This window comes from Streptomyces sp. MCA2 (assembly GCF_023544705.1).
Lineage (GTDB): Bacteria > Actinomycetota > Actinomycetes > Streptomycetales > Streptomycetaceae > Streptomyces > Streptomyces decoyicus.
This window is the reverse complement of the sequence record NZ_JAMJFM010000010.1, coordinates 56693-76482: the sequence shown is the minus strand read 5'-3', so window position 1 is coordinate 76482 and position 19790 is coordinate 56693. Positions and strand designations below refer to the sequence as shown.

General features: G+C 70.9%; 21 protein-coding genes and 4 tRNA genes. 20 read left to right on the top strand and 5 right to left on the bottom strand.

Annotation, left to right across the window (positions count from 1 at the left end):
- Window positions 1–25 precede the first annotated feature (25 nt).
- From M8I34_RS10725 to M8I34_RS10690, 8 genes are all read left to right on the top strand, one after another.
- Complete coding sequence (locus M8I34_RS10725) at window positions 26–589, top strand: NADH-quinone oxidoreductase subunit I (protein WP_250049283.1); 564 nt, start codon at window positions 26–28, stop codon at window positions 587–589.
- A complete protein-coding gene (locus tag M8I34_RS10720) occupies window positions 586–1215 on the top strand; it encodes an NADH-quinone oxidoreductase subunit J (protein ID WP_250049193.1) in 630 nt (209 codons plus the stop codon). The genes M8I34_RS10725 and M8I34_RS10720 overlap by 4 nt, the downstream gene beginning before the upstream one ends.
- Window positions 1215–1577: an NADH-quinone oxidoreductase subunit NuoK gene (nuoK, locus tag M8I34_RS10715; RefSeq protein WP_250049192.1), complete on the top strand. Its 363-nt coding sequence runs from the start codon at window positions 1215–1217 to the stop codon at window positions 1575–1577. Before M8I34_RS10720 ends, nuoK begins: the two co-directional genes overlap by 1 nt.
- Window positions 1574–3571 carry an NADH-quinone oxidoreductase subunit L gene (locus tag M8I34_RS10710; protein ID WP_250049191.1) on the top strand — a complete coding sequence of 666 codons (1998 nt, stop codon included), beginning with the start codon at window positions 1574–1576 and terminating at the stop codon, window positions 3569–3571. The genes nuoK and M8I34_RS10710 overlap by 4 nt, the downstream gene beginning before the upstream one ends.
- Before the next feature lie 99 nt (window positions 3572–3670).
- Window positions 3671–5314 carry an NADH-quinone oxidoreductase subunit M gene (locus tag M8I34_RS10705; protein WP_250049190.1) on the top strand — a complete coding sequence of 548 codons (1644 nt, stop codon included), beginning with the start codon at window positions 3671–3673 and terminating at the stop codon, window positions 5312–5314.
- Entirely contained in the window at window positions 5314–6882 is a 1569-nt protein-coding gene (locus M8I34_RS10700) for an NADH-quinone oxidoreductase subunit N (RefSeq protein WP_250049189.1), read from the top strand. The genes M8I34_RS10705 and M8I34_RS10700 overlap by 1 nt, the downstream gene beginning before the upstream one ends.
- A gap of 241 nt (window positions 6883–7123) precedes the next feature.
- A complete protein-coding gene (gene htpX, locus M8I34_RS10695; protein ID WP_250049188.1) occupies window positions 7124–7987 on the top strand; it encodes a zinc metalloprotease HtpX in 864 nt (287 codons plus the stop codon).
- 132 nt (window positions 7988–8119) lie between these two features.
- Complete coding sequence (locus M8I34_RS10690) at window positions 8120–8512, top strand: YccF domain-containing protein (protein WP_030074731.1); 393 nt, start codon at window positions 8120–8122, stop codon at window positions 8510–8512.
- A gap of 236 nt (window positions 8513–8748) precedes the next feature.
- On the opposite strand, the gene M8I34_RS10685 is transcribed toward M8I34_RS10690, so the two are convergent.
- On the bottom strand, window positions 8749–9237 hold the full coding sequence (locus M8I34_RS10685; protein WP_030986105.1) for a YajQ family cyclic di-GMP-binding protein: 489 nt from the start codon (window positions 9235–9237) through the stop codon (window positions 8749–8751).
- Between the two features lie 188 nt (window positions 9238–9425).
- Between M8I34_RS10685 and M8I34_RS10680 the strand changes: the two genes are divergently transcribed.
- Together M8I34_RS10680 and M8I34_RS10675 are read left to right on the top strand one after the other, a co-directional pair.
- Window positions 9426–9507: transfer RNA gene (locus M8I34_RS10680), tRNA-Tyr, on the top strand.
- A gap of 227 nt (window positions 9508–9734) precedes the next feature.
- The gene (locus M8I34_RS10675; RefSeq protein ID WP_250049187.1) at window positions 9735–10127 is read left to right on the top strand and encodes a hypothetical protein; all 393 of its coding nucleotides are present in this window, start codon (window positions 9735–9737) and stop codon (window positions 10125–10127) included.
- A gap of 285 nt (window positions 10128–10412) precedes the next feature.
- On the opposite strand, the gene M8I34_RS10670 is transcribed toward M8I34_RS10675, so the two are convergent.
- Together M8I34_RS10670 and M8I34_RS10665 are read right to left on the bottom strand one after the other, a co-directional pair.
- On the bottom strand, window positions 10413–11075 hold the full coding sequence (locus tag M8I34_RS10670; protein ID WP_250049186.1) for an SDR family oxidoreductase: 663 nt from the start codon (window positions 11073–11075) through the stop codon (window positions 10413–10415).
- A 76-nt stretch (window positions 11076–11151) separates the two neighbouring features.
- Window positions 11152–12414 carry an amidohydrolase family protein gene (locus M8I34_RS10665; protein ID WP_244414115.1) on the bottom strand — a complete coding sequence of 421 codons (1263 nt, stop codon included), beginning with the start codon at window positions 12412–12414 and terminating at the stop codon, window positions 11152–11154.
- A gap of 182 nt (window positions 12415–12596) precedes the next feature.
- Here M8I34_RS10665 and M8I34_RS10660 point away from each other — a divergent pair.
- From M8I34_RS10660 to M8I34_RS10635, 6 genes are all read left to right on the top strand, one after another.
- A tRNA-Thr gene (locus M8I34_RS10660) sits at window positions 12597–12669 on the top strand.
- A 47-nt stretch (window positions 12670–12716) separates the two neighbouring features.
- Window positions 12717–12789 (top strand) — tRNA-Met (locus tag M8I34_RS10655).
- Between the two features lie 89 nt (window positions 12790–12878).
- Window positions 12879–13043 carry a 50S ribosomal protein L33 gene (rpmG, locus tag M8I34_RS10650; RefSeq protein WP_030986111.1) on the top strand — a complete coding sequence of 55 codons (165 nt, stop codon included), beginning with the start codon at window positions 12879–12881 and terminating at the stop codon, window positions 13041–13043.
- Window positions 13044–13126: 83 nt separating this feature from the next.
- Window positions 13127–13579: a MaoC family dehydratase N-terminal domain-containing protein gene (locus M8I34_RS10645; protein ID WP_244414116.1), complete on the top strand. Its 453-nt coding sequence runs from the start codon at window positions 13127–13129 to the stop codon at window positions 13577–13579.
- Between the two features lies 1 nt (window position 13580).
- Complete coding sequence (locus M8I34_RS10640; protein WP_244414117.1) at window positions 13581–14015, top strand: MaoC family dehydratase; 435 nt, start codon at window positions 13581–13583, stop codon at window positions 14013–14015.
- Window positions 14016–14076: 61 nt separating this feature from the next.
- Window positions 14077–15132, top strand: coding sequence for a UDP-N-acetylmuramate dehydrogenase (locus M8I34_RS10635; RefSeq protein ID WP_250049185.1), 1056 nt, complete (start codon window positions 14077–14079; stop codon window positions 15130–15132).
- A gap of 40 nt (window positions 15133–15172) precedes the next feature.
- Here M8I34_RS10635 and M8I34_RS10630 read toward each other — a convergent pair whose 3' ends face one another.
- Entirely contained in the window at window positions 15173–16216 is a 1044-nt protein-coding gene (locus M8I34_RS10630; protein WP_250049184.1) for an adenosine deaminase, read from the bottom strand.
- A gap of 123 nt (window positions 16217–16339) precedes the next feature.
- Window positions 16340–17575 carry a pyridoxal phosphate-dependent aminotransferase gene (locus tag M8I34_RS10625; protein ID WP_250049183.1) on the bottom strand — a complete coding sequence of 412 codons (1236 nt, stop codon included), beginning with the start codon at window positions 17573–17575 and terminating at the stop codon, window positions 16340–16342.
- A gap of 183 nt (window positions 17576–17758) precedes the next feature.
- On the opposite strand from M8I34_RS10625, the gene M8I34_RS10620 reads away from it, so the two are divergent.
- From M8I34_RS10620 to rplK, 4 genes are all read left to right on the top strand, one after another.
- Window positions 17759–17831, top strand: a tRNA-Trp gene (locus M8I34_RS10620).
- Window positions 17832–17938: 107 nt separating this feature from the next.
- Window positions 17939–18235 carry a preprotein translocase subunit SecE gene (gene secE / locus M8I34_RS10615; RefSeq protein ID WP_030074753.1) on the top strand — a complete coding sequence of 99 codons (297 nt, stop codon included), beginning with the start codon at window positions 17939–17941 and terminating at the stop codon, window positions 18233–18235.
- Window positions 18236–18308: 73 nt separating this feature from the next.
- Window positions 18309–19175 carry a transcription termination/antitermination protein NusG gene (gene nusG, locus M8I34_RS10610; protein ID WP_053208555.1) on the top strand — a complete coding sequence of 289 codons (867 nt, stop codon included), beginning with the start codon at window positions 18309–18311 and terminating at the stop codon, window positions 19173–19175.
- 168 nt (window positions 19176–19343) lie between these two features.
- Window positions 19344–19778, top strand: coding sequence for a 50S ribosomal protein L11 (gene rplK / locus M8I34_RS10605; RefSeq protein ID WP_030074757.1), 435 nt, complete (start codon window positions 19344–19346; stop codon window positions 19776–19778).
- The last annotated feature ends 12 nt before the right edge of the window (window positions 19779–19790 follow it).

The following is a 19790-nucleotide window of genomic DNA, read 5'->3' as shown; positions in this document are numbered from 1 at the left end:
GGGGCTGGCCGTCACCCTCCGGACGATGACGAAACGATCGGTCACCGCGCAGTACCCGGACGTCCAGCCCGACCTCCCGCCGCGTAGCCGTGGCGTCATCGGGCTGTTCGAGGAGAACTGCACGGTCTGCATGCTGTGCGCCCGCGAGTGCCCCGACTGGTGCATCTACATCGACTCCCACAAGGAGACGGTGCCGCCGGCCGCCCCCGGAGGCCGGGAGCGCAGCCGCAATGTGCTGGACCGCTTCGCGATCGACTTCGCGCTGTGCATGTACTGCGGTATCTGCATCGAGGTCTGCCCCTTCGACGCGCTCTTCTGGTCACCGGAGTTCGAGTACGCCGAGACGGACATCCACGAGCTGACGCACGAGCGCGACAAGCTCCGCGAGTGGATGTGGACGGTGCCCGAACCGCCGGCGCTCGACCCGGCGGCCGAGGAGCCCAAGGAACTCGCCGCCGCCCGCAAGGCGGCGGACAAGCTCGCCGCCCAGCAGCAGGCCGAAGCCGAAGCGGCCCAGGCTGAGGCCCAGGCGCCGGAGCAGGAAACAGCGGACCAGGACCGACCGGACACCCCAGGGGAGGGAACGTGACGCTCGCCGCCACCGCAGCCGGCCATGGCTTCCTGTCGACCTCCGGTGTCGAGATCGCCTTCGTCCTCGTCGGTATCGCCACCCTCGGCGCGGCCGTCATCACCGTCACCACCCGGCAGATGGTGCACGCCGCCCTCTGGCTGGTCGTCGCCCTCGGCGGGATCGCCGTCGAATATCTCCTGCTCACGGCGGAGTTCATCGCCTGGGTGCAGGTGCTGATCTACGTCGGGTCCGTCGTCGTCCTGCTGCTCTTCGGGCTGATGCTCACCAAGGCGCCCATCGGCCGCTCCCCGGACGCCGATTCGGGCAACCGCTGGGCCGCGCTGGCCGTGGCCCTCGCCTCGGCCGCCGCCCTGGTCTGGGTCGTCGTGGACGCGTTCCGCGCCACCTGGATCAACCTCGACGGGCCCGCCCAGGGCTCCACCGAGGTCTCCGGGCGCAGCCTCTTCCAGTACTGGGTGCTGCCCTTCGAGGGGCTGTCCGTACTGCTGCTGGCCGCGCTCGTCGGGGCGATCGTGCTGTCCCGCAGGTCGGGGGAGGGCAGGGCCGCGGCTGCGGACCTCAAGAACGGTGCCTTCCGCACTCCCGCCGCCCCCGCCCCCGCCCCGCGAGAGGAGCAGCGCTGATGCATCTCGGCTACCCGGCCGTCCTCGCCGTCCTGCTCTTCTGCACCGGGCTGTACGGCGTGCTCGCCCGCCGCAACGCGATCCTGGTGCTGATGTCCGTCGAGCTGATGCTCAACGCCGTCAACCTCAACCTCGTCGCCTTCGACGTCTGGCTGCGCGACACCCTGCACACCGGCCAGGCGCTCACCCTCTTCACCATCGCGATCGCCGCCGCCGAGATCGGCATCGGCCTGGCGATCGTGCTGCTCGTCTACCGCAACCGCGGCAGCTCCGACATCGACCGGCTCCGCGATCTCGCCGAGACGACGGGCGCCGCGGACGGGGACCCGCAGCCGGACACCACGGCGGAGGCCGCCGCGTGACGCTCACGACCACCGCTGTTCTCGTTCCCCTCCTGCCCTTCCTCGGGGCCGTCGCCGGTCTCCTCCTGGGACGCCGCGCGCCCGGCTTCGTCCGGCCGCTGGCCGTGCTGCCGACGCTGGCCGCGGCCGCGCTCACCGTGACCGTCGCCATCGGACAGGGCACCGGCCCGGCCACCGACGTCGCCACCCGGCTCACCCCGACCGGCTCGGTCCCCATCGACCTGGCCCTGCACCTCGACGGCTTCGCCGTGCTGATGGCCGTCCTGGTCGGGGTCGTGGCGACCTGTGTGCAGATCTACTCCACCGGCTATCTGCGCGACGATCCCCGCTACCCCTCCTACGCCGCGCTGGTCTCGCTCTTCACCTCCGCGATGCTGCTGGTCGTCTACACCGGCGACCTGATGCTGCTGCTGGTCGGCTGGGAAGTCATGGGCATCTGCTCCTACTTCCTCGTCGGCCACTACTGGGAGACCGAGGCCGCCCGCGCCGCCTCCCTCAAGGCCTTCCTCGTCACCAAGCTCGGCGACGTCCCCTTCCTGTTCGGCATCTTCGCGCTGGCCGCCGACGCCGGGACCTTCCGGATCACCGGCATCCTCGGCTCCGTCGCCAGCGGCGGCCTGGACCACCCGACACTGATCGCGCTGCTGCTGCTGGCCGGTGTCGCGGGCAAGTCGGCGCAGTTCCCGCTGCACACCTGGCTGCCGGACGCGATGGCCGGCCCGACGCCCGTCTCGGCGCTGATCCACGCCGCGACGATGGTGGCGGCCGGTGTCTATCTCGTGGCCCGTCTCCTCCCCGTCTTCGCCGCCTCCGCCGCCGCGCTGGTCGTGCTCGCCGTCATGGCCGCGATCACCATGGTCGGCTCGGGCCTGGCCGCGCTGGCCCAGGACGACATCAAGCGCGTCCTGGCCTATTCGACGGTCGGCCAGCTCGGCTACATGCTCGGCGCCCTTGCCGTCGGCGACCGTGGCGCCGCCGTCTTCCACCTCATCTCGCACGGCGCGTTCAAGGCCCTCCTCTTCCTCGGCGCAGGCGTGATCATCCACGCCGCGGGCACCAACTCGCTGGCCGCCATGTCCCGGATGAGCGGCCTGGCCCGGCGCATCCCGGACGCCTACTGGACGGTCACCATCGCGCTGCTCGCGCTCGCCGCGATCCCGCCGTTCGCCGGCTTCTTCTCCAAGGAAGCCGTCCTGGGCGCCGCCGAACACGCCGCCACCGGTGACGCGCACGGCATCCCCGGCGCGGCCGGCTGGACCGTACTGGTCTCCGGACTGCTCACCGCCCTCCTCACCGCGGCCTACGCCACCCGCCTGTGGCTGCTGGCCTTCAAGGGCAAGGGCGTCGAAGCCGCCGACCACGGCCCGCAGCCGGTCGCCATGAACGCCGTCCTGTGGGTGCTCTTCGTCCCGACCGTCGCGCTGGGTCTTTCCGCCCCCTTCCTGCCCGACTGGTTCGACGGGCGCTCGCTCGCACCGACCCTGACCACCTCCGTCCTGGGCACCGGAATCGCCCTCGTCGGCGGCCTGGTCACCTATGCGGCCTGGCGCCACACCACCGCCCTTGCCGCCCGCACCCCGCTCGGCGCGGTCGTCGCCGCACCGGACGCCACCCCCGCGCTCGCCGAGGAGGTGGCCATCGACACCCACGCCCCGGCCTACGGCGACAACGCCGGCGCCCCGGACCCGGCCGACCCCGGCCGTCTCCTCCTGGGCCCGCTGCACCGCCACGCGGCCGTCGGCTTCCACCTCGACGCGGTCTACTCCGCCCTCTTCGTCCGGCCCGTGCGCGCCGCCGCCACACTCGTCCGCTTCCTCGACCGCGAGGTCGTCGACACCTACGTCCGCGGCGCGGGCACCGCACCCCGCCTGCTGGGCGCCGCGGTCCGCCGCGCCCAGACCGGCAACGTGCAGACCTATCTCGGCGCGCTGCTCGCAGGCTCGCTCGTCCTGGCCATCGCGGCCGTCCTCGTCGCTACGGGCACGGGAGCCTGACCGATGCCGCACACCGCTGGTGCACGCACCCCGCACCCCCGGCCGACACCCCTCGCGGTCGGGCTCGCCGGAGCCGAAACCCTGAGGAGGGCCTGACCCGTGAACCCCACCGCTCTCCAGTACCTCCTCGCGGCGGTCGTCGTCCTCCCCCTGCTGGGCGCGGCCGGTGCCCTGCTCCCGGCGCCCCCCGGTCTCAGGGGCCGCAACCCCGACCAGGCCGTACTGCGCCACGGCGTGACCGCCACCGGCGTCGTGCTCGCCGCGGCCGTCGCGCTGGCCGTCGGCTTCGACCACGCCCATCCGGCCCGTATGCAGGCCACCACCGACATCAGCTGGATCCCGGCGCTGGACATCCGCATCCACCTCGGCGTCGACGGCATCTCGCTCCCCCTTGTCGTGCTGACCGCGCTGCTGACCTTCCTCTGCGCGCTCTACAGCTACTTCCACATGCCAACGGGCCCGTCTCCCAAGGCATTTGTGGCCCTGCTGCTCACCCTGGAGGCCGGCACCCTCGCCACCTTCGCCGTCCTCGACCTGATGCTGTTCTTCCTCGCCTTCGAGATGGTCCTCATCCCGATGTACTTCCTCATCGCCCGCTGGGGCGGTGCGGAAAAGCAGGCGGCGGCGTGGAAGTTCATCCTCTACACGCTGCTCGGCTCCGTCGTGATGCTGCTCGGCCTCCTCCTCATCGGCGTGAAATCAGGCACGTTCGACATGGTGGCACTCGCCACTGACAACGGACCGAAAGCGCAGCTCAGCCACACCGTTCAGCTTCTGGCCGTGCTCGCGATCGGCATCGGACTGGCCGTCAAGTCCCCGATGTGGCCGCTGCACAGCTGGCTGCCCGACGCGCATACCGCCGCCCCCACCGTCGGCTCGGTGCTGCTGGCCGGCGTCCTGCTGAAGATGGGCACCTACGGGTTCGTGCGGATCGCGCTGCCCATCACGCCCGACGGCATGCACACCTTCGCGCCGTACCTCGCCGCGCTGGCCGCCATCGGCATCATCTACGGCTCGCTCGCCTGCCTCGCCCTGGTGCGCAAGGGCGCCAAGGGCGACCTCAAGCGCCTGATCGCCTATAGCTCCGTCGGCCACATGGGCTTCGTCCTGCTCGGCATCGCCAGCATGACCCCCACGGGCGTCAACGGCGCGCTGTTCGCCAACATCGCCCACGGCCTGATCACCGGCCTGCTCTTCTTCCTCGTCGGCGCGCTCAAGGACCGCTACGGCAGCACCGACCTCGACACCCTCGCGGGCAGCACCGGCGCGGCCCTGTACGGCAAGGCCCCCCGCTTCGGCGGTCTGCTCGCCTTCGGGGCGGTCGCCTCGCTGGGCATCCCCGGGCTGGCCGGGTTCTGGGGCGAGATGCTGGCGATGTTCGGCGCCTTCCGGCCGGCCGCCGGCCTCAGCCGCCCCGCCTTCCTGACGTTCATGGTGCTGGCCGGCCTCGGCACCCTGCTGACCGCCGCCTACCTGCTGCTCGTCGTCCGCCGCGTCTGCATGGGCGGCACCCCGGCGGTCGCCGAAGCCGTCCCGGCCGTCGAGGAGGGCACCGCCACGGCGGCCGAAGCGGTCACCGAGGTCCCGGCCGCTCCGTCCCTCGTCATCCCCGACCTCGCGCGCTACGAATACGCGGCCTGGACCCCTCTCGCCGTCCTCACCGTCCTCGCCGGACTGTGGCCCGCGGCCCTCCTCGGCCTCACCGACCCGGCCGTCCAGCAGCTCCTCGGAGGCGGTAAGTGATGAGCACGGTCACCTCTCTGGTCCAGTCCGTCGACTGGCTCGCCCTCGCGCCGCCCACCGTTGCCGCGGCCGTCGCCCTGGTGGTGCTCGTCGCCGACCTCTTCCTCCCGGCGGCCCGCAAGCCGCTGCTGGGGTGGATCGCGACGGCGGGCCTCGCGCTCGCCGCGCTGTCCCTGCTCCCCCTCCTGGGCGAGGACCGCCGCACCTTCTGCCTCCCCGCCCACCCGGACGTGTGCAGTTATGTGGCCGACCCGTTCACCCTGGTCATCCAGTTCCTGGTGCTCGGCGGGGCGCTGCTGACCGCCCTGCTGTCGATCGACACGCTCAAGGACCACGACCTGCCCAGCGGCGAGTACTGGTTCCTGCTGCTCTCCTCGGCCTCCGGCGCGGCCCTGCTGCCCGCCTCCAGGGACCTCGCCACCCTCGTCATCGCCCTCGAAGTCGCCTCGCTGCCCGCCTTCGCGCTGGTCGGACTGCGGCGCGGGGACCGGCTCTCCTCCGAGGCCGCGCTCAAGTTCTTCCTGTCCTCGGTGGCCGCCACCGCCGTGATGCTGCTCGGCGTGAGCTTCCTGTACGCGGCCACCGGCAGCCTGCACCTCTCCCAGGTGGCGCACGCCCTCACCGCCCTCCCCGACCCGCGGCTGGCCACCCTGGCGAGCGCCGGTGTCGCGCTCACCCTCGTCGGCTTCGCCTTCAAGACCGCCGCCGCCCCGTTCCACTTCTGGGTGCCGGACACCTACGTCGGCGCGCCGCTCCCCATCGCCGGCTACCTCTCCGTGGTCGGCAAGGCGGTCGGCTTCTCCGGCCTGATCCTCGTCACGGTCCAGGGCTTCCCCACGTACGCGAACGTCTGGGGCCCGGCACTGGCCGTCCTCGCCGCGCTGACCATGACCGTCGGCAATGTCGCGGCCCTGCGCCAGGACCCCCGCCGTGCGCACAGCGCCGTACGCCTGCTCGCCTGGTCCTCGGTCGGCCAGGCCGGCTACCTCCTGGTCCCGATCGCGGCGGCGGGCTACACCGACGACCCGGCGCACGCCATCGGCTCCACCGTCGCCTACGCCCTGATGTACGCGGCCGTGAACCTCGGCGCCTTCGCCGTCGCCGCCCTGGTGGCCCGTACGCGCCCCGCCAACCGCATCACGGACTACCGGGGCCTGTACCACCAGCGGCCCGTCGTGGCGCTCGCCCTCGGCTTCTTCCTGCTCTGCCTCGCCGGTCTGCCGCCCGGCATCATCGGCCTGTTCGCCAAGGTCACGGTCTTCTCCGTGGCCGTCGACGCGGGCCTGGCCTGGCTCGCGGTGATCATGGCCGTCAATGTCGTGATCGCGCTCTACTACTACCTCCAGTGGACGACGGTCCTCTTCCGGGGAGCCGAGGAAGGTGCCGGGGAAGGGGCCGAGGACACGGAGCGCGCAAAGGCCCCCGAGGCCGCGCAGAAGGGGCAGCCGTCCCGCGCCAGGATCCCGGCGCCGCTCGCCACCGCCATCGCGCTCGCCACCGTGCTCGGCATCGCCCTCTCCGGCGCCCCGCAGCTCGTCCTGCGCTTCGCCTCCGGGACGCTGCTCTAACGGCCGAGTGGCCGGCGCACGCACCCGCCCCCGCCAGCCCCTGCCGGCCCGCACCGGCCGCCGGCCCCACCCGTACGGCATCACGCCCCACCGGGCGCGGCGGTGTGCCCCGCCCGGCCCACCGCGCGTGCACAAGGGAACCAGGCTCGTTCATCTCGCGTTGACCAGTGAGTAAGGGTCCACTGGTCAGTGGAGAAACGCAGCACAGGGTTCCCCTGCCGCACCGCTTGGAGGGCGTACCGTGCACCGCCGGCACAACGGGCTCAGGACCGCCGTACTCCTCGGGGGACTGTCCGCCCTCATCATCGTCATCGGCAGCCTGTTCGGCCGTACGGGCCTGATCATCGCCGTCGTCGTCGCCCTGGGCACCAACGCCTACGCGTACTGGAACAGCGACAAGCTGGCCCTGCGGGCGATGCGCGCCCGCCCGGTCAGCGAGTTCGAGGCGCCCCAGCTCTACCGCATGGTCCGTGAGCTCTCCACCATGGCCCGCCAGCCCATGCCACGCCTGTACATCTCCCCGACCCAGGCGCCCAACGCCTTCGCCACCGGCCGCAACCCCCGCAACGCCGCGGTCTGCTGCACCGACGGCATCCTCCAGCTGCTCGACCAACGCGAGCTGCGCGGCGTCATCGGCCATGAGCTCAGCCATGTCTACAACCGCGACATCCTCATCTCCTCCGTCGCGGGCGCGCTGGCCTCCGTCGTGATGTTCCTCGTCAACTTCGCCTGGCTGATTCCGATAGGCCGTTCCGACGACGACGAGGGCCCCGGCCTCCTGGGCATGCTGCTGATAATGATCCTCGGGCCGGTCGCGGCCGCGCTCATCCAGCTCGCCGTCAGCCGCTCCCGCGAGTACGAGGCGGACGCCTCGGGCGCCCAGCTCACCGGCGACCCGCTGGCCCTGGCCTCCGCCCTGCGCAAGCTCGAAATCGGCACCCAGCAGCTCCCGCTCCCGCCCGAGCCGCGGCTGGAGACCGCCGGCCACATGATGATCGCGAACCCGTTCCGGGCGGGCGGGGGCATGTCCCGGCTGTTCTCCACCCACCCCCCGATGCAGGAACGCATCGCCCGCCTCGAACAGATGGCGGGCCACCGCCCCTGACGCCTCCCGGGAGCGCCCGACCGGTGGCCGTCAGCGCAGGCCCGTCGCATCATGAACGCAACGATTCACCGGTCCCGGGGCGTCTAGCACGGCAGATGCATTCACCGCCGTGCCCGTGGAAGGCTGTTGATCATGAAGTTCATCCTTAACGTCCTCTGGCTGATCCTCAGCGGCCTGTGGCTGGCGCTCGGCTACGTCGTCGCGGGCATCATCTGCTGCATCCTGATCATCACCATCCCGTTCGGCATCGCGTCCTTCCGGATCGCGGGCTACGCCCTGTGGCCCTTCGGCCGTACGACCGTCGTGCGCCACGACGCCGGTGCCGGATCGGCGATCGGCAATGTCATCTGGATCATCTTCGCGGGCTGGTGGCTGGCCCTGGGGCACATCGTCACCGGCCTCGTCCTGTGCGTGACGATCATCGGGATCCCCTTCGGCATCGCCAACTTCAAGATGATCCCGATCTCCCTCATGCCCCTGGGCCGCGACATCGTCCCCACGGACGAGCCCTTCGCCGCCCGCTGACGCCCGGCTCCCGCAGGCCGCCGGCCCCTCGCCCTCGGACCCGTACGAGCCCCCGAGGGGCCGCAAACCACCGGAACCCGACCGGCTCGACCCCCGGCAGGCCGTCGATGAAGCTCCGCACCTCCCCGCGCCGCCGGAGCCCGGTGCCGAGCTGCTCCTGGCCTCCCCCCCGACACACCGGTGGGGCGGCACGCCGAAGCGCGCCGCCCCATCCGTGGCACCGGAAAGCCGGTCCTCTACCGGTAGTTCACGAACTGAAGCGCGAAGTCCAGGTCCTTGCCCTTCAGCAGCTGCTGCACCGTCTGGAGGTCGTCCCGGCTCTTCGAGCTGACACGCAGCTCGTCGCCCTGCACCTGTGCCTTGACGCCCTTGGGGCCCTCGTCACGGATGATCTTGGCGACCTTCTTGGCGTTGTCCTGCGAGATCCCTTCCTCGATCGAGGCGAAGATCTTGTACTCCTTGCCCGAGGCCTGCGGCTCGCCGGCGTCCAGCGCCTTCAGTGAGATCCCGCGCTTGACCAGCTTGGACTGGAAGATGTCGAGCACGGCCTTCACCCGCTCTTCGGCGTTGGCCCGCATCTCGATCTTCTCGCCCGACCACTCGATCGACGCGCCCACGCCCTTGAAGTCGTAGCGCTGCGAGATCTCCTTGGCGGCCTGGTTGAGGGCGTTGTCGACCTCCTGCCGCTCTACCTTCGAGACGATGTCGAAACTGGAGTCGGCCATGTTGAGTTGGCTCCTCGTACGTAGATCCGTCAGGGGCGCGGCCCTTCCCGGGCCGCCTGCCAAGCCTAGCCACCCGTCCAAGATCCAGCGCTCCCGAATCGAGTGGCGAACCACCCCCAGCCATCGGGTATGGTTTACGTCGTTGCCACGGAGCGCCGCCCACAGCGGGTCTCCCGGCAGCAAACCTTGGCGGTGTGCCCGAGCGGCCAAAGGGAGCAGACTGTAAATCTGCCGGCTCAGCCTTCCCAGGTTCGAATCCTGGCGCCGCCACAGGAGTACAAGGGGCCCTTGATCTGCGGAGAACGCAGATCAAGGGCCCCTTGTCGTGCGCTCTCGCCTCGATCGGGCGGTCCCTGCCCGGCCGGGGTGCCGCGGCCGTCCCCCCTTTTCCTCCCCGCATTCAAGATCGTTACGGTGATCACCGGCGGTCGGCTGACGCGTATGCATCAACTTCGCCGGCCGCGGCTTCCGTCCCCCCACTCTTGAAGGAGAAGACTGTGCGATCGCGTGCACGTACCCGGATCCTGACCCTGGCCGGCGCAGTCGCCCTCGCCGGCCTCACCGCCGCACCGGCGGCACACGCCGCCGCCTCGGGGTGCACCCACAACTGGAGTGGCCCGCAGATCTGCATCGCGACCACCGGCGAGAGCGGCTCCACGTACCCCGGCACCATCACCGCCACCTGGACCAACCCGCCCGCGAGCCGCAGCAAGGCGACGGCCTACGTCACCAACTGGTACGCGGGCACCCACAAGATGACCGCCAAGCGTCACGGCGATGAGATCAAAGCCAGCTGGACCCCGCAGGGCAACCCTTTCGCGGACGGAAAGCTCTGCGCCCGCTTCAAGGGCTCCAGCGCCAAGGCGTGCGTCGACCTGATCGACAGGTAACACCCGCCGCCGCATGACTCCCCGCACAGCGGAAGCGGGGAGCCGTCGCGGTTCGCCGGCTCTCCCCGCGCCACGCCAAGTGGCCACCCGTGCGGCGCCCCGGCCTCCATTCCGCCCGTGCGACGCTCCAACTGCCTTGCGCGGTACGCGCGTTGGAGGTCGACCACCGGCCACCGCCAACCGGCCACCCTGCCGCCCACCGCGAAGTCGAAGCGAATGTCCAGCCGCCGAGCAGCGTTCGCCCGCGCCGGCCGGCTCCCCCGGCACCCGGCGGACGCCGCACCCTCAGTGCCCCGCCACCGCCCGCACCGCTTCCTTGACCGGCACCTCCCCGCCGATCAGCTCCAGCGTCCGGCCGATGGTGCCCGGCTCATCGAGCAGCGCCGCCAGGACGGCCGCCACATCGTCCCGGGGCACCTCGCCGCGGCCGGTCGCTTCGGCCAGCGTCACCAGGCCCGTTCCGGGGTCATTGGTCAGCCGGCCCGGCCGCAGGATCGTCCAGTCCAGCCCGGCGCGGGCCCGTACGTCCGCGTCCGCGGCGCCCTTCGCCCGCAGGTACGCGGCGAAGACCGGGTCGGTGCCCTCGGGGGGCTCACGGTCCGCGCCCATGGACGAGACGACGAGGAAACGCCGTACCCCGGCGGCCTCGGCCGCGTCCGCGAAGAGCGCCGTCGCCCCGCGGTCCACCGTGTCCTTGCGTTCGATGCCACTGCCCGGTCCCGCACCCGCCGCGAAGACGGCCGCGTCGACGCCCTCCATGTGCCGGGCGACGTCCTGCACCGACGCCGACTCCAGGTCGCAGACCACCGGCTCGGCTCCCGCGGCCAGCAGATCGCCGGCCTGTTCCGGCCGGCGGATGATGCCCGCGACCTCGTCCCCGCGCCCGGCGAGCAACCGCTCCAGCCGCAGCGCGATCTGACCATGTCCACCTGCGATGACAATGCGCATGATCCCGACCGTACGCCGAAGGGCCGCCGTGGAGCGCGGGACCGGCCGGGGTCCGGCGGGTTCTCGCCGCCGTGGCTCAGCGCTGCGACTGCCGCGGCAGTTCCAGCGCCACCTCCGCCGCCGAGTCGCAGTACTCCCGCACCGCGCTGGTACGGGCGACCACCCGCCCGCGGTGGATCACGATCCGGCTGTAGGCCAGCGAGAGCACCCCGGCGATCCGCTCGCCGCGCACCGCCAGCAGCTCCGCGGGGAAGCCCGCCTCGACACGCACCTCCGGCAGCCCCAGGGTCGCCCGCGCCGCCGAACTCACCGTCTCGTACGCCGCCTCCGGGGTCGCCTCACCCAGGGAGGCCAGGAGGTAGGCGGCCTCCAGCGGGTCGCCGCGCCCCACCGGGTTCGCCACGTCCCGCAGCGCCCCGCTGCCCGCCGCCACCCGCACCCCGGCCGCCCGCAGCAGCCGTACGGGCGCCGGACGCGACACCCGCGAGCCGTACCGCTCCAGCCCCGTGCAGTCGCCCTGCGGCAGACAGACGACGGCGACCCCGGCGGCCGCCAGCTGCTCGGCGACCCGCGCCGCCACGCTCCGCGGCATCCGCGCCATCCCGGCGCACGGCCCGAGGGCGACGCCGGGCCGCAGCCCCCCGGACATCGCCGCGAACCGCGCCAGCCGCGCCGGATCGTCGCCGTCGGTGTGCAGATCCACCGGGCAGCCGTGCTCCCCGGCCAGCTCCAGGACCGTCTCGACATACCCCGCCGGGTCGGGGTCGAGATCCGGGCAGCCGCCGATGACCGAGGCGCCCATCTTCATGGCGTCCCGCAGCATCGCCAGCCCGTCCGCACCGGCCACCCCGGTCAGCACCCGCGGCACCGCGACCGCCGCCAGATCGGCCAGCCCGCGCAGCGACCTGCGGGCCTGCAACACCGCCTCCAGCGACCGCAGCCCCTGTACGTCGCCGATCCTGACGTGGCTGCGCGAGGCGGTGGCGCCGTGCCCCAGCTGGAGCAGCGCGGCCTCCGTGGTCCGGCGCTGGACGTCCTCGGGGGAGCCGGAGGCGGGGCCGTCGGAATCGGCCGTCAGGGCGGTGTCGCAGTGCGCATGCGGCTCGACGGGGGCGGCGAGCAGGAGGTATCCGGCGAGGTCGACGCGGGCGCCCTGCGGGGCGAGGCTGCCGGCCGTCCCGACGGCCTCGATGCGTCCGCCGCCGAGCCGTACGTCCACCGTGCGGCCGTCGGCGAGCCGGGCGCCGCACAGAACCAGCGCACCGTTGTCCGACCTGGCGTAGCGGCCGGCGCCGCCGGGCTTTCCCGGCTGGGGCTGCGGCGAACTGCTGTCGGACATCGCGCTCCTCGAAGCCACCGGCGTGCAAGATCACGCAGCGTTCTTCCGAGCCTAGGGCGCTGCCGGGAGAGCTTCGCGCAGGCGCGAAATAGTCGTACCGGTGTGGTGCGCGGGGCCGTTGGGGCACGGCCCGGATACGGATTTCACGTTTGGCGGCGGGCCGTGTAATGTCTTCATCGCTCGCCCCAATAGCTCAGTCGGCAGAGCGTCTCCATGGTAAGGAGAAGGTCTACGGTTCGATTCCGTATTGGGGCTCTGATGTGTGAGGTACCTCGTCTTCGGACGAGGGACTCTTGCATCACAGCGGTGTAGCTCAGTCGGTAGAGCAAGCGGCTCATAATCGCTGTGTCACCGGTTCAAGTCCGGTCACCGCTACTGACAGTAGCCGATTGTGGGGTCGGTCCTCCGATCGGCTACTCTTTTATGCGTTAATCCGACCACCCGTCCGTCCAAGGAGCACTCACGTGGCTGCCACCGACGTCCGCCCGAAGATCACGCTGGCCTGCGTGGAGTGCAAGGAGCGGAACTACATCACCAAGAAGAACCGGCGTAATGACCCGGACCGTCTTGAGATGAAGAAGCACTGCCCCCGTTGCAAGTCGCACACCGCGCACCGCGAGACGCGATAACACAGGCTAGTCCGTGAGGCCGTCCCCATTCGTGGGGGCGGCCTCACGGCGTTATCACCATCAGTACAGGGAGGTTGCGAGCCATGGCGCTCGACCAGTCTTTTGTCGGACGCACGTACCCGCCCACCGACCCGTACGAGGTCGGCCGGGAAAAGATCCGCGAATTCGCCGAGGCGATCGGTGACACCAACCCCGCCTACACGGACGCCGAAGCGGCCAAGGCACTCGGGCACTCCGACGTGATCGCGCCGCCGACCTTTGTGTTCGCGATCACTTTCAAGGCCGCGGGGCAGGTCGTCGAGGATCCGCAACTGGGTCTGGACTACAGCCGGGTGGTGCACGGCGACCAGAAGTTCGCCTACACCCGGCCGGTGCGCAGCGGGGACCGACTGAGCGTCACCTCCACCATCGAGGCCATCAAGTCCATGGCGGGCAACGACATCATCGATATCCGCGGCGAGGTGCACGACGAGGCGGGCGAGCACGTCGTGACCGCCTTCACCAAGCTGGTGGCCCGCGCCGCGCAGGAGGCCTGAGATGACCGCCAAGATTTCCTACGACGAGGTCGAGGTCGGCACGGAACTCCCGGCGCAGACCTTCCCCGTGAGCCGCGCCACGCTCGTCCAGTACGCGGGCGCCTCCGGTGACTTCAACCCGATCCACTGGAACGAGAAGTTCGCCAAGGAGGTCGGACTGCCGGACGTCATCGCCCACGGCATGTTCACCATGGCCGAGGCGATCCGGGTGGTCACCGACTGGGCCGGCGACCCCGGCGCGGTCGCCGAGTACGGCGTGCGCTTCACCAAGCCCGTCGTCGTGCCCAACGACGAGACCGGTGCGCTGATCGAGGTCAGCGCCAAGGTCGCCGCCAAGCTGGACGACGACGACCGTACGGTCCGCGTCGACCTCACCGCGATCAGCGCAGGCCAGAAGGTGCTGGGCATGTCCCGCGCCGTGGTCCGCCTCGCCTGAGCGACTCCTTTCGGGGGCGGCCGGCCGAGCGTTGCCGGACCGTCCCCGTACCCTTGGGCGCGTGCAGGAACTCCACGACGCGCCCCTCGCCCCGCTGACCACCTTCCGCCTCGGCGGCCCGGCAACCCGCCTCGTCACGGCCACCACCGACGACGAGGTCATCGCGGCGGTCCGCGCGGCCGACGAGGCCGGGACCCCGCTGCTGATCATCGGCGGCGGCAGCAACCTCGTCATCGGCGACAAGGGCTTCGACGGCACGGCCCTGCGCATCGCCACCCGCGGCTTCGCGCTCGACGGCACGGACCTCACGCTCGCCGCGGGCGAGAACTGGTCCGACGCGGTCGCCCGTACGGTCGAGGCCGGACTGGCCGGTGTGGAGTGCCTGGCCGGCATCCCCGGCTCGGCGGGCGCCACCCCGATCCAGAACGTGGGCGCGTACGGCCAGGAGGTCTCCGCCACGATCACCGAGGTCGTCGCCTACGACCGCCGTGCCGGCGAGACCGTCACGCTCCCCAACGAGGAGTGCGGCTTCTCCTACCGCCACAGCCGCTTCAAGCAGCATCCCGACCGGTTCGTGGTGCTGCGGGTGCGCTTCGCCCTGGAGGACGCCGGTGGCCTCTCCGCGCCCCTGAAGTACGCCGAGACCGCCCGCGCGCTCGGCGTCGAGGCAGGTGACCGGGTCCCGGCCGCCATCGCCAGGGAGACCGTTCTGGCGCTGCGCGCCGGCAAGGGCATGGTGCTCGACCCCGCGGACCACGACACCTGGTCGGCAGGCTCCTTCTTCACCAACCCGATCCTCACCGAGGCCGAGCACGACGCCTTCCTCCGGCGCGTCCAGGACTGCCTCGGCCCCGACGTCGCCCCGCCCGCCTTCCCGGCCGGCGAGGGCCTGGTGAAGACCTCGGCGGCCTGGCTCATCGACCGGGCAGGCTTCACCAAGGGCTACGGCAGCGGCCCGGCCCGCATCTCCACCAAGCACACCCTCGCGCTCACCAACCGTGGCAAGGCCACCACCGAGGACCTGCTCGCACTGGCCCGTGAGGTCCGCGACGGCGTCCACGCGGCCTTCGGCGTCACCCTCGTCAACGAACCGGTCACGGTCGGCGTCAGCCTCTAGGCGATCCGGACGACGCGCCCCGGAAGGCCCCTGGGCGGCCCTACGCGGCCAGCCAGGCGTCGATCTCCGCCAGCAGCCGCTGCTGCTCGTCCTGCGGGGCGCGCGAGCCGCGGACGGACTGCCGGGCCAGCTCGGCCAGTTCGGCGTCCGTGAAGCCGTGCGCGGTGCGGGCGATCTCGTACTGCGCGGCCAGCCGCGAGCCGAACAGCAGCGGATCGTCCGCACCCAGCGCCATCGGCACGCCCGCGTCGAAGAGCGTCCGCAGCGGTACGTCCTCGGGCTTCTCGTAGACCCCCAGCGCCACATTCGACGCCGGGCACACCTCGCAGGTCACCCCGCGCGAGGCCAGCCGGCTCAGCAGCACCGGGTCCTCCGCGGCCCGTACGCCGTGCCCCACCCGGCCGGCGTGCAGATCGTCCAGGCAGTCCCGGACACTCGCCGGGCCCGACAGCTCACCGCCGTGCGGCGCCGCCAGCAGACCGCCCTCCCGGGCGATGGCGAAGGCGCGGTCGAAGTCCCGGGCGAAACCCCGGCGTTCGTCGTTGGAGAGCCCGAAACCGACCACGCCCCGGTCGGCGTAGCGCACCGCCAGACGCGCCAGCGTGCGGGCGTCCAACGGGTGCTTCATACGGTTCGCGGCGACCACGACGCGGATGCCGAGCCCGGTGTCACGGGAGGCGCTGTGCACCGCGTCCAGGATGATCTCCAGGGCCGGGATCAGCCCGCCCAGCCTCGGTGCGTACGAGGTCGGGTCGACCTGGATCTCCAGCCAGCGCGACCCGTCGCGGACGTCCTCCTCGGCGGCCTCGTGCACCAGCCGCCGGATGTCCTCGGGTTCCCGCAGGCACGACCGTGCGATGTCGTAGAGCCGCTGGAAGCGGAACCAGCCGCGCTCGTCCGTGGCTCTCAGCTGGGGCGGCTCCCCGCTCCGCAGCGCCTCCGGCAGATGGACGCCGTACTTGTCGGCGAGCTCCAGCAGGGTCGCGGACCGCATCGACCCGGTGAAGTGCAGGTGCAGATGGGCCTTCGGCAACAGGCGCAGGTCTCGAAGTGCGGCTCCGCCGCGGGCACGAACGCTCTCCATCCCAAGATCTTGCCGTATCCGGCGGTACGCCGGTAGGGCCTTTCCCGAAGGGGTGTCCGGGAGAACGCGCGAGCGGGCCCCGGAACATCGGGGCCCGCTCGCCATCGGCCGGTGGCCGGAGTCCTACTTGGCCTCGGCCAGCAGCTTCTGGAGGCGCGACACGCCCTCGACCAGGTCCTCGTCGCCCAGCGCGTAGGAAAGCCGCAGGTAGCCGGGGGTGCCGAAGGCCTCACCCGGGACGACGGCGACCTCCGCCTCCTCCAGGATCAGCTCGGCCAGCTCGACGCTGCTCTGCGGGCGCTTGCCGCGGATCTCCTTGCCCAGGAGCTCCTTGACCGACGGGTACGCGTAGAACGCGCCCTCCGGCTCCGGGCACAGCACGCCGTCGATCTCGTTGAGCATCCGCACGATGGTGCGACGGCGGCGGTCGAAGGCGACCTTCATCTCCTCGACGGCCGTCAGATCGCCGGAGACCGCCGCGATGGCCGCGGCCTGCGCGACGTTGGAGACATTGGACGTGGCGTGCGACTGGAGGTTCGCGGCGGCCTTGATGACGTCCTTGGGGCCGATCGCCCAGCCCACCCGCCAGCCGGTCATGGCGTACGTCTTCGCCACGCCGTTGACGACGATGCACTTGTCGCGCAGCTCCGGCACGACCACCGGCAGCGACGAGAACTCGGCGTCGCCGTAGACCAGGTGCTCGTAGATCTCGTCGGTGAGCACCCACAGGCCGTGCTCGGCGGCCCAGCGGCCCACCGCCTCGACCTGCTCCCGGGTGTAGACCGCACCGGTCGGGTTCGACGGCGACACGAAGAGCAGCACCTTGGTGCGGTCCGTACGGGCCGCCTCCAGCTGCTCGACGCTCACGCGGTAGCCGGTGGTCTCGTCGGCGACCACATCGACCGGCACGCCGCCCGCGAGCCGGATCGACTCGGGGTAGGTGGTCCAGTACGGCGCCGGGACGATGACCTCGTCGCCCGGGTCGAGGATCGCCGCGAACGCCTCGTAGATGGCCTGCTTGCCCCCGTTCGTCACCAGGACGTTCGCCGCCTCGATCTCGTAACCGGAGTCGCGCAGCGTCTTCGCGGCGATCGCGGTCTTGAGCTCGGGGAGACCGCCGGCCGGCGTGTAGCGGTGGTACTTCGGGTTGCGGCAGGCCTCGATCGCCGCCTCGACGATGTAGTCGGGCGTGGGGAAGTCGGGCTCACCGGCGCCGAAGCCGATCACCGGGCGTCCGGCGGCCTTGAGTGCCTTCGCCTTGGCGTCGACGGCAAGGGTCGCGGACTCGGAGATCGAACCGACGCGGGCCGAAACCCGGCGGTCGGTGGGGGACGATGCGGAAGGGGTTGCAGCGCTCATATATGCATCGTTGCAGACCTCCGGGGAGCCCGTTACACGGGTTTGCGGGCACCACCCGGGAGGATCCTGTTCGACGCCCGGCCCCGAAGCACGTACACTCGCTGACCGTTGGCTCCTAACAGGTCGCCGCGGCGCACGCACTTAGTGCAGTCGACCGCATGCGGTAGGTTGGGGGAACCACAAAGGGTCGTAGCTCAATTGGTAGAGCACTGGTCTCCAAAACCAGCGGTTGGGGGTTCAAGTCCCTCCGGCCCTGCTACACGCACTCTCCACCGCAGTGCGTGCACGCGTACGTATGAAATGCACCGCCGTGCGGCTCAACCGGGCGCGGCACGGCCACGACCCGGATTCAGGTGAGGACGAGTGACGGACGCCCTGGGCTCCATCGACATGCCTGAGCGCGGTCGTTCCGAGGACGAAGCGGCGGAATCCCAGAAGAAGCCCCGCCGCGGCGGTAAGCGCGGCAAGAAGGGCCCCTTCGCTCGGCTCGCGCTCTTCTACCGCCAGGTCGTGGCGGAACTCCGCAAGGTCGTCTGGCCCACGCGTAGCCAGCTGTCGACGTACACCAGCGTGGTGATCGTCTTCGTTGTCATCATCATCGGTCTCGTAACCGTGATTGACTTGGGAATCAACCGAGTCGTCGGGTACGTCTTCGGCTGATCCCGCGGAGGGCGCCTCAGCGGGCGCCCCTTTCGCATGTTCAACCCCTTGAAGCCAGGAAGAAGCAGCCACCGTGTCTGACCCGAACCTGAACGACGCCGCCGACTCCGCCGAGACGGCAGCGGCCGACGTTGACGCGGCGGCCTCGGCCGAGGTCGAGGGCGACGACACCGCGCTTGAGATCGTCGAGGCCGTCGACGAGGTCGATGAGCTCGACGCCGAGGACGCTGCCGCCGGCGAGCCCGCCGAAGAGGCCGCGGTACACGTCGACGAGGATGCCGAGGCCGCCGCAGAGGTCGCCGAGGACGAGGAGCAGGAGCCGGTCGACCCGGTGGCCGCCCTCCGCGACGAGCTCCGTGGCCTGCCCGGTGAGTGGTACGTCATCCACACCTACGCCGGTTACGAGAACCGCGTGAAGACCAACCTCGAACAGCGTGCCGTCTCGCTGAACGTCGAGGACTTCATCTTCCAGGCCGAGGTGCCGCAAGAAGAGGTCGCGCAGATCAAGAACGGCGAGCGCAAGACCATTCGCCAGAACAAGCTCCCGGGCTACGTGCTCGTGCGCATGGATCTGACGAACGAGTCCTGGGGCGTCGTCCGCAACACCCCGGGCGTCACCGGCTTCGTCGGCAACGCCTACGACCCCTACCCGCTGACGCTGGACGAGATCGTCAAGATGCTCGCCCCGGAGGCCGAGGAGAAGGCCGCCAAGGAGGCCGCCGCGGCCGAGGGCAAGCCGGCGCCGTCCCGCAAGGTCGAGGTCCAGGTGCTGGACTTCGAGGTGGGCGACTCCGTCACCGTCACCGACGGCCCGTTCGCGACGTTGCAGGCGACGATCAACGAGATCAACGCCGACTCGAAGAAGGTCAAGGGCCTCGTCGAGATCTTCGGTCGCGAGACCCCGGTCGAGCTCAGCTTCGACCAGATCCAGAAGAACTAGGTTCTTCCGGACCACCAGCCAAATCGACCAGGTCAGACGGGCTCACAGCCGGTCTGACCTGCTCGGTTTTTGGCCGCGCGACTATACCCGTTATCGTTGTGCGGTATGCCTCCATCCGGATGACCGGATGGGTCGGCGAAAAACCTCTCACTAGGACCCGGAGAGAGCATGCCTCCCAAGAAGAAGAAGGTCACGGGGCTTATCAAGCTCCAGATCAGCGCCGGCGCCGCAAACCCGGCCCCGCCGGTCGGCCCCGCGCTGGGTCAGCACGGCGTCAACATCATGGAGTTCTGCAAGGCCTACAACGCCGCGACCGAGTCGCAGCGTGGCATGGTCGTGCCGGTGGAGATCACGGTCTACGAAGACCGCTCCTTCACCTTCATCACCAAGACCCCGCCGGCCGCGAAGCTCATCCTGAAGGCCGCGGGCGTGGAGAAGGGCTCCGGCGAGCCGCACAAGACCAAGGTCGCCAAGATCACGCGCGACCAGGTCCGTGACATCGCCACCACCAAGATGCCCGACCTGAACGCCAACGACCTGGACGCCGCCGAGAAGATCATCGCCGGCACCGCCCGTTCCATGGGCATCACGGTCGAGGGCTGATCCCCAGCCCCA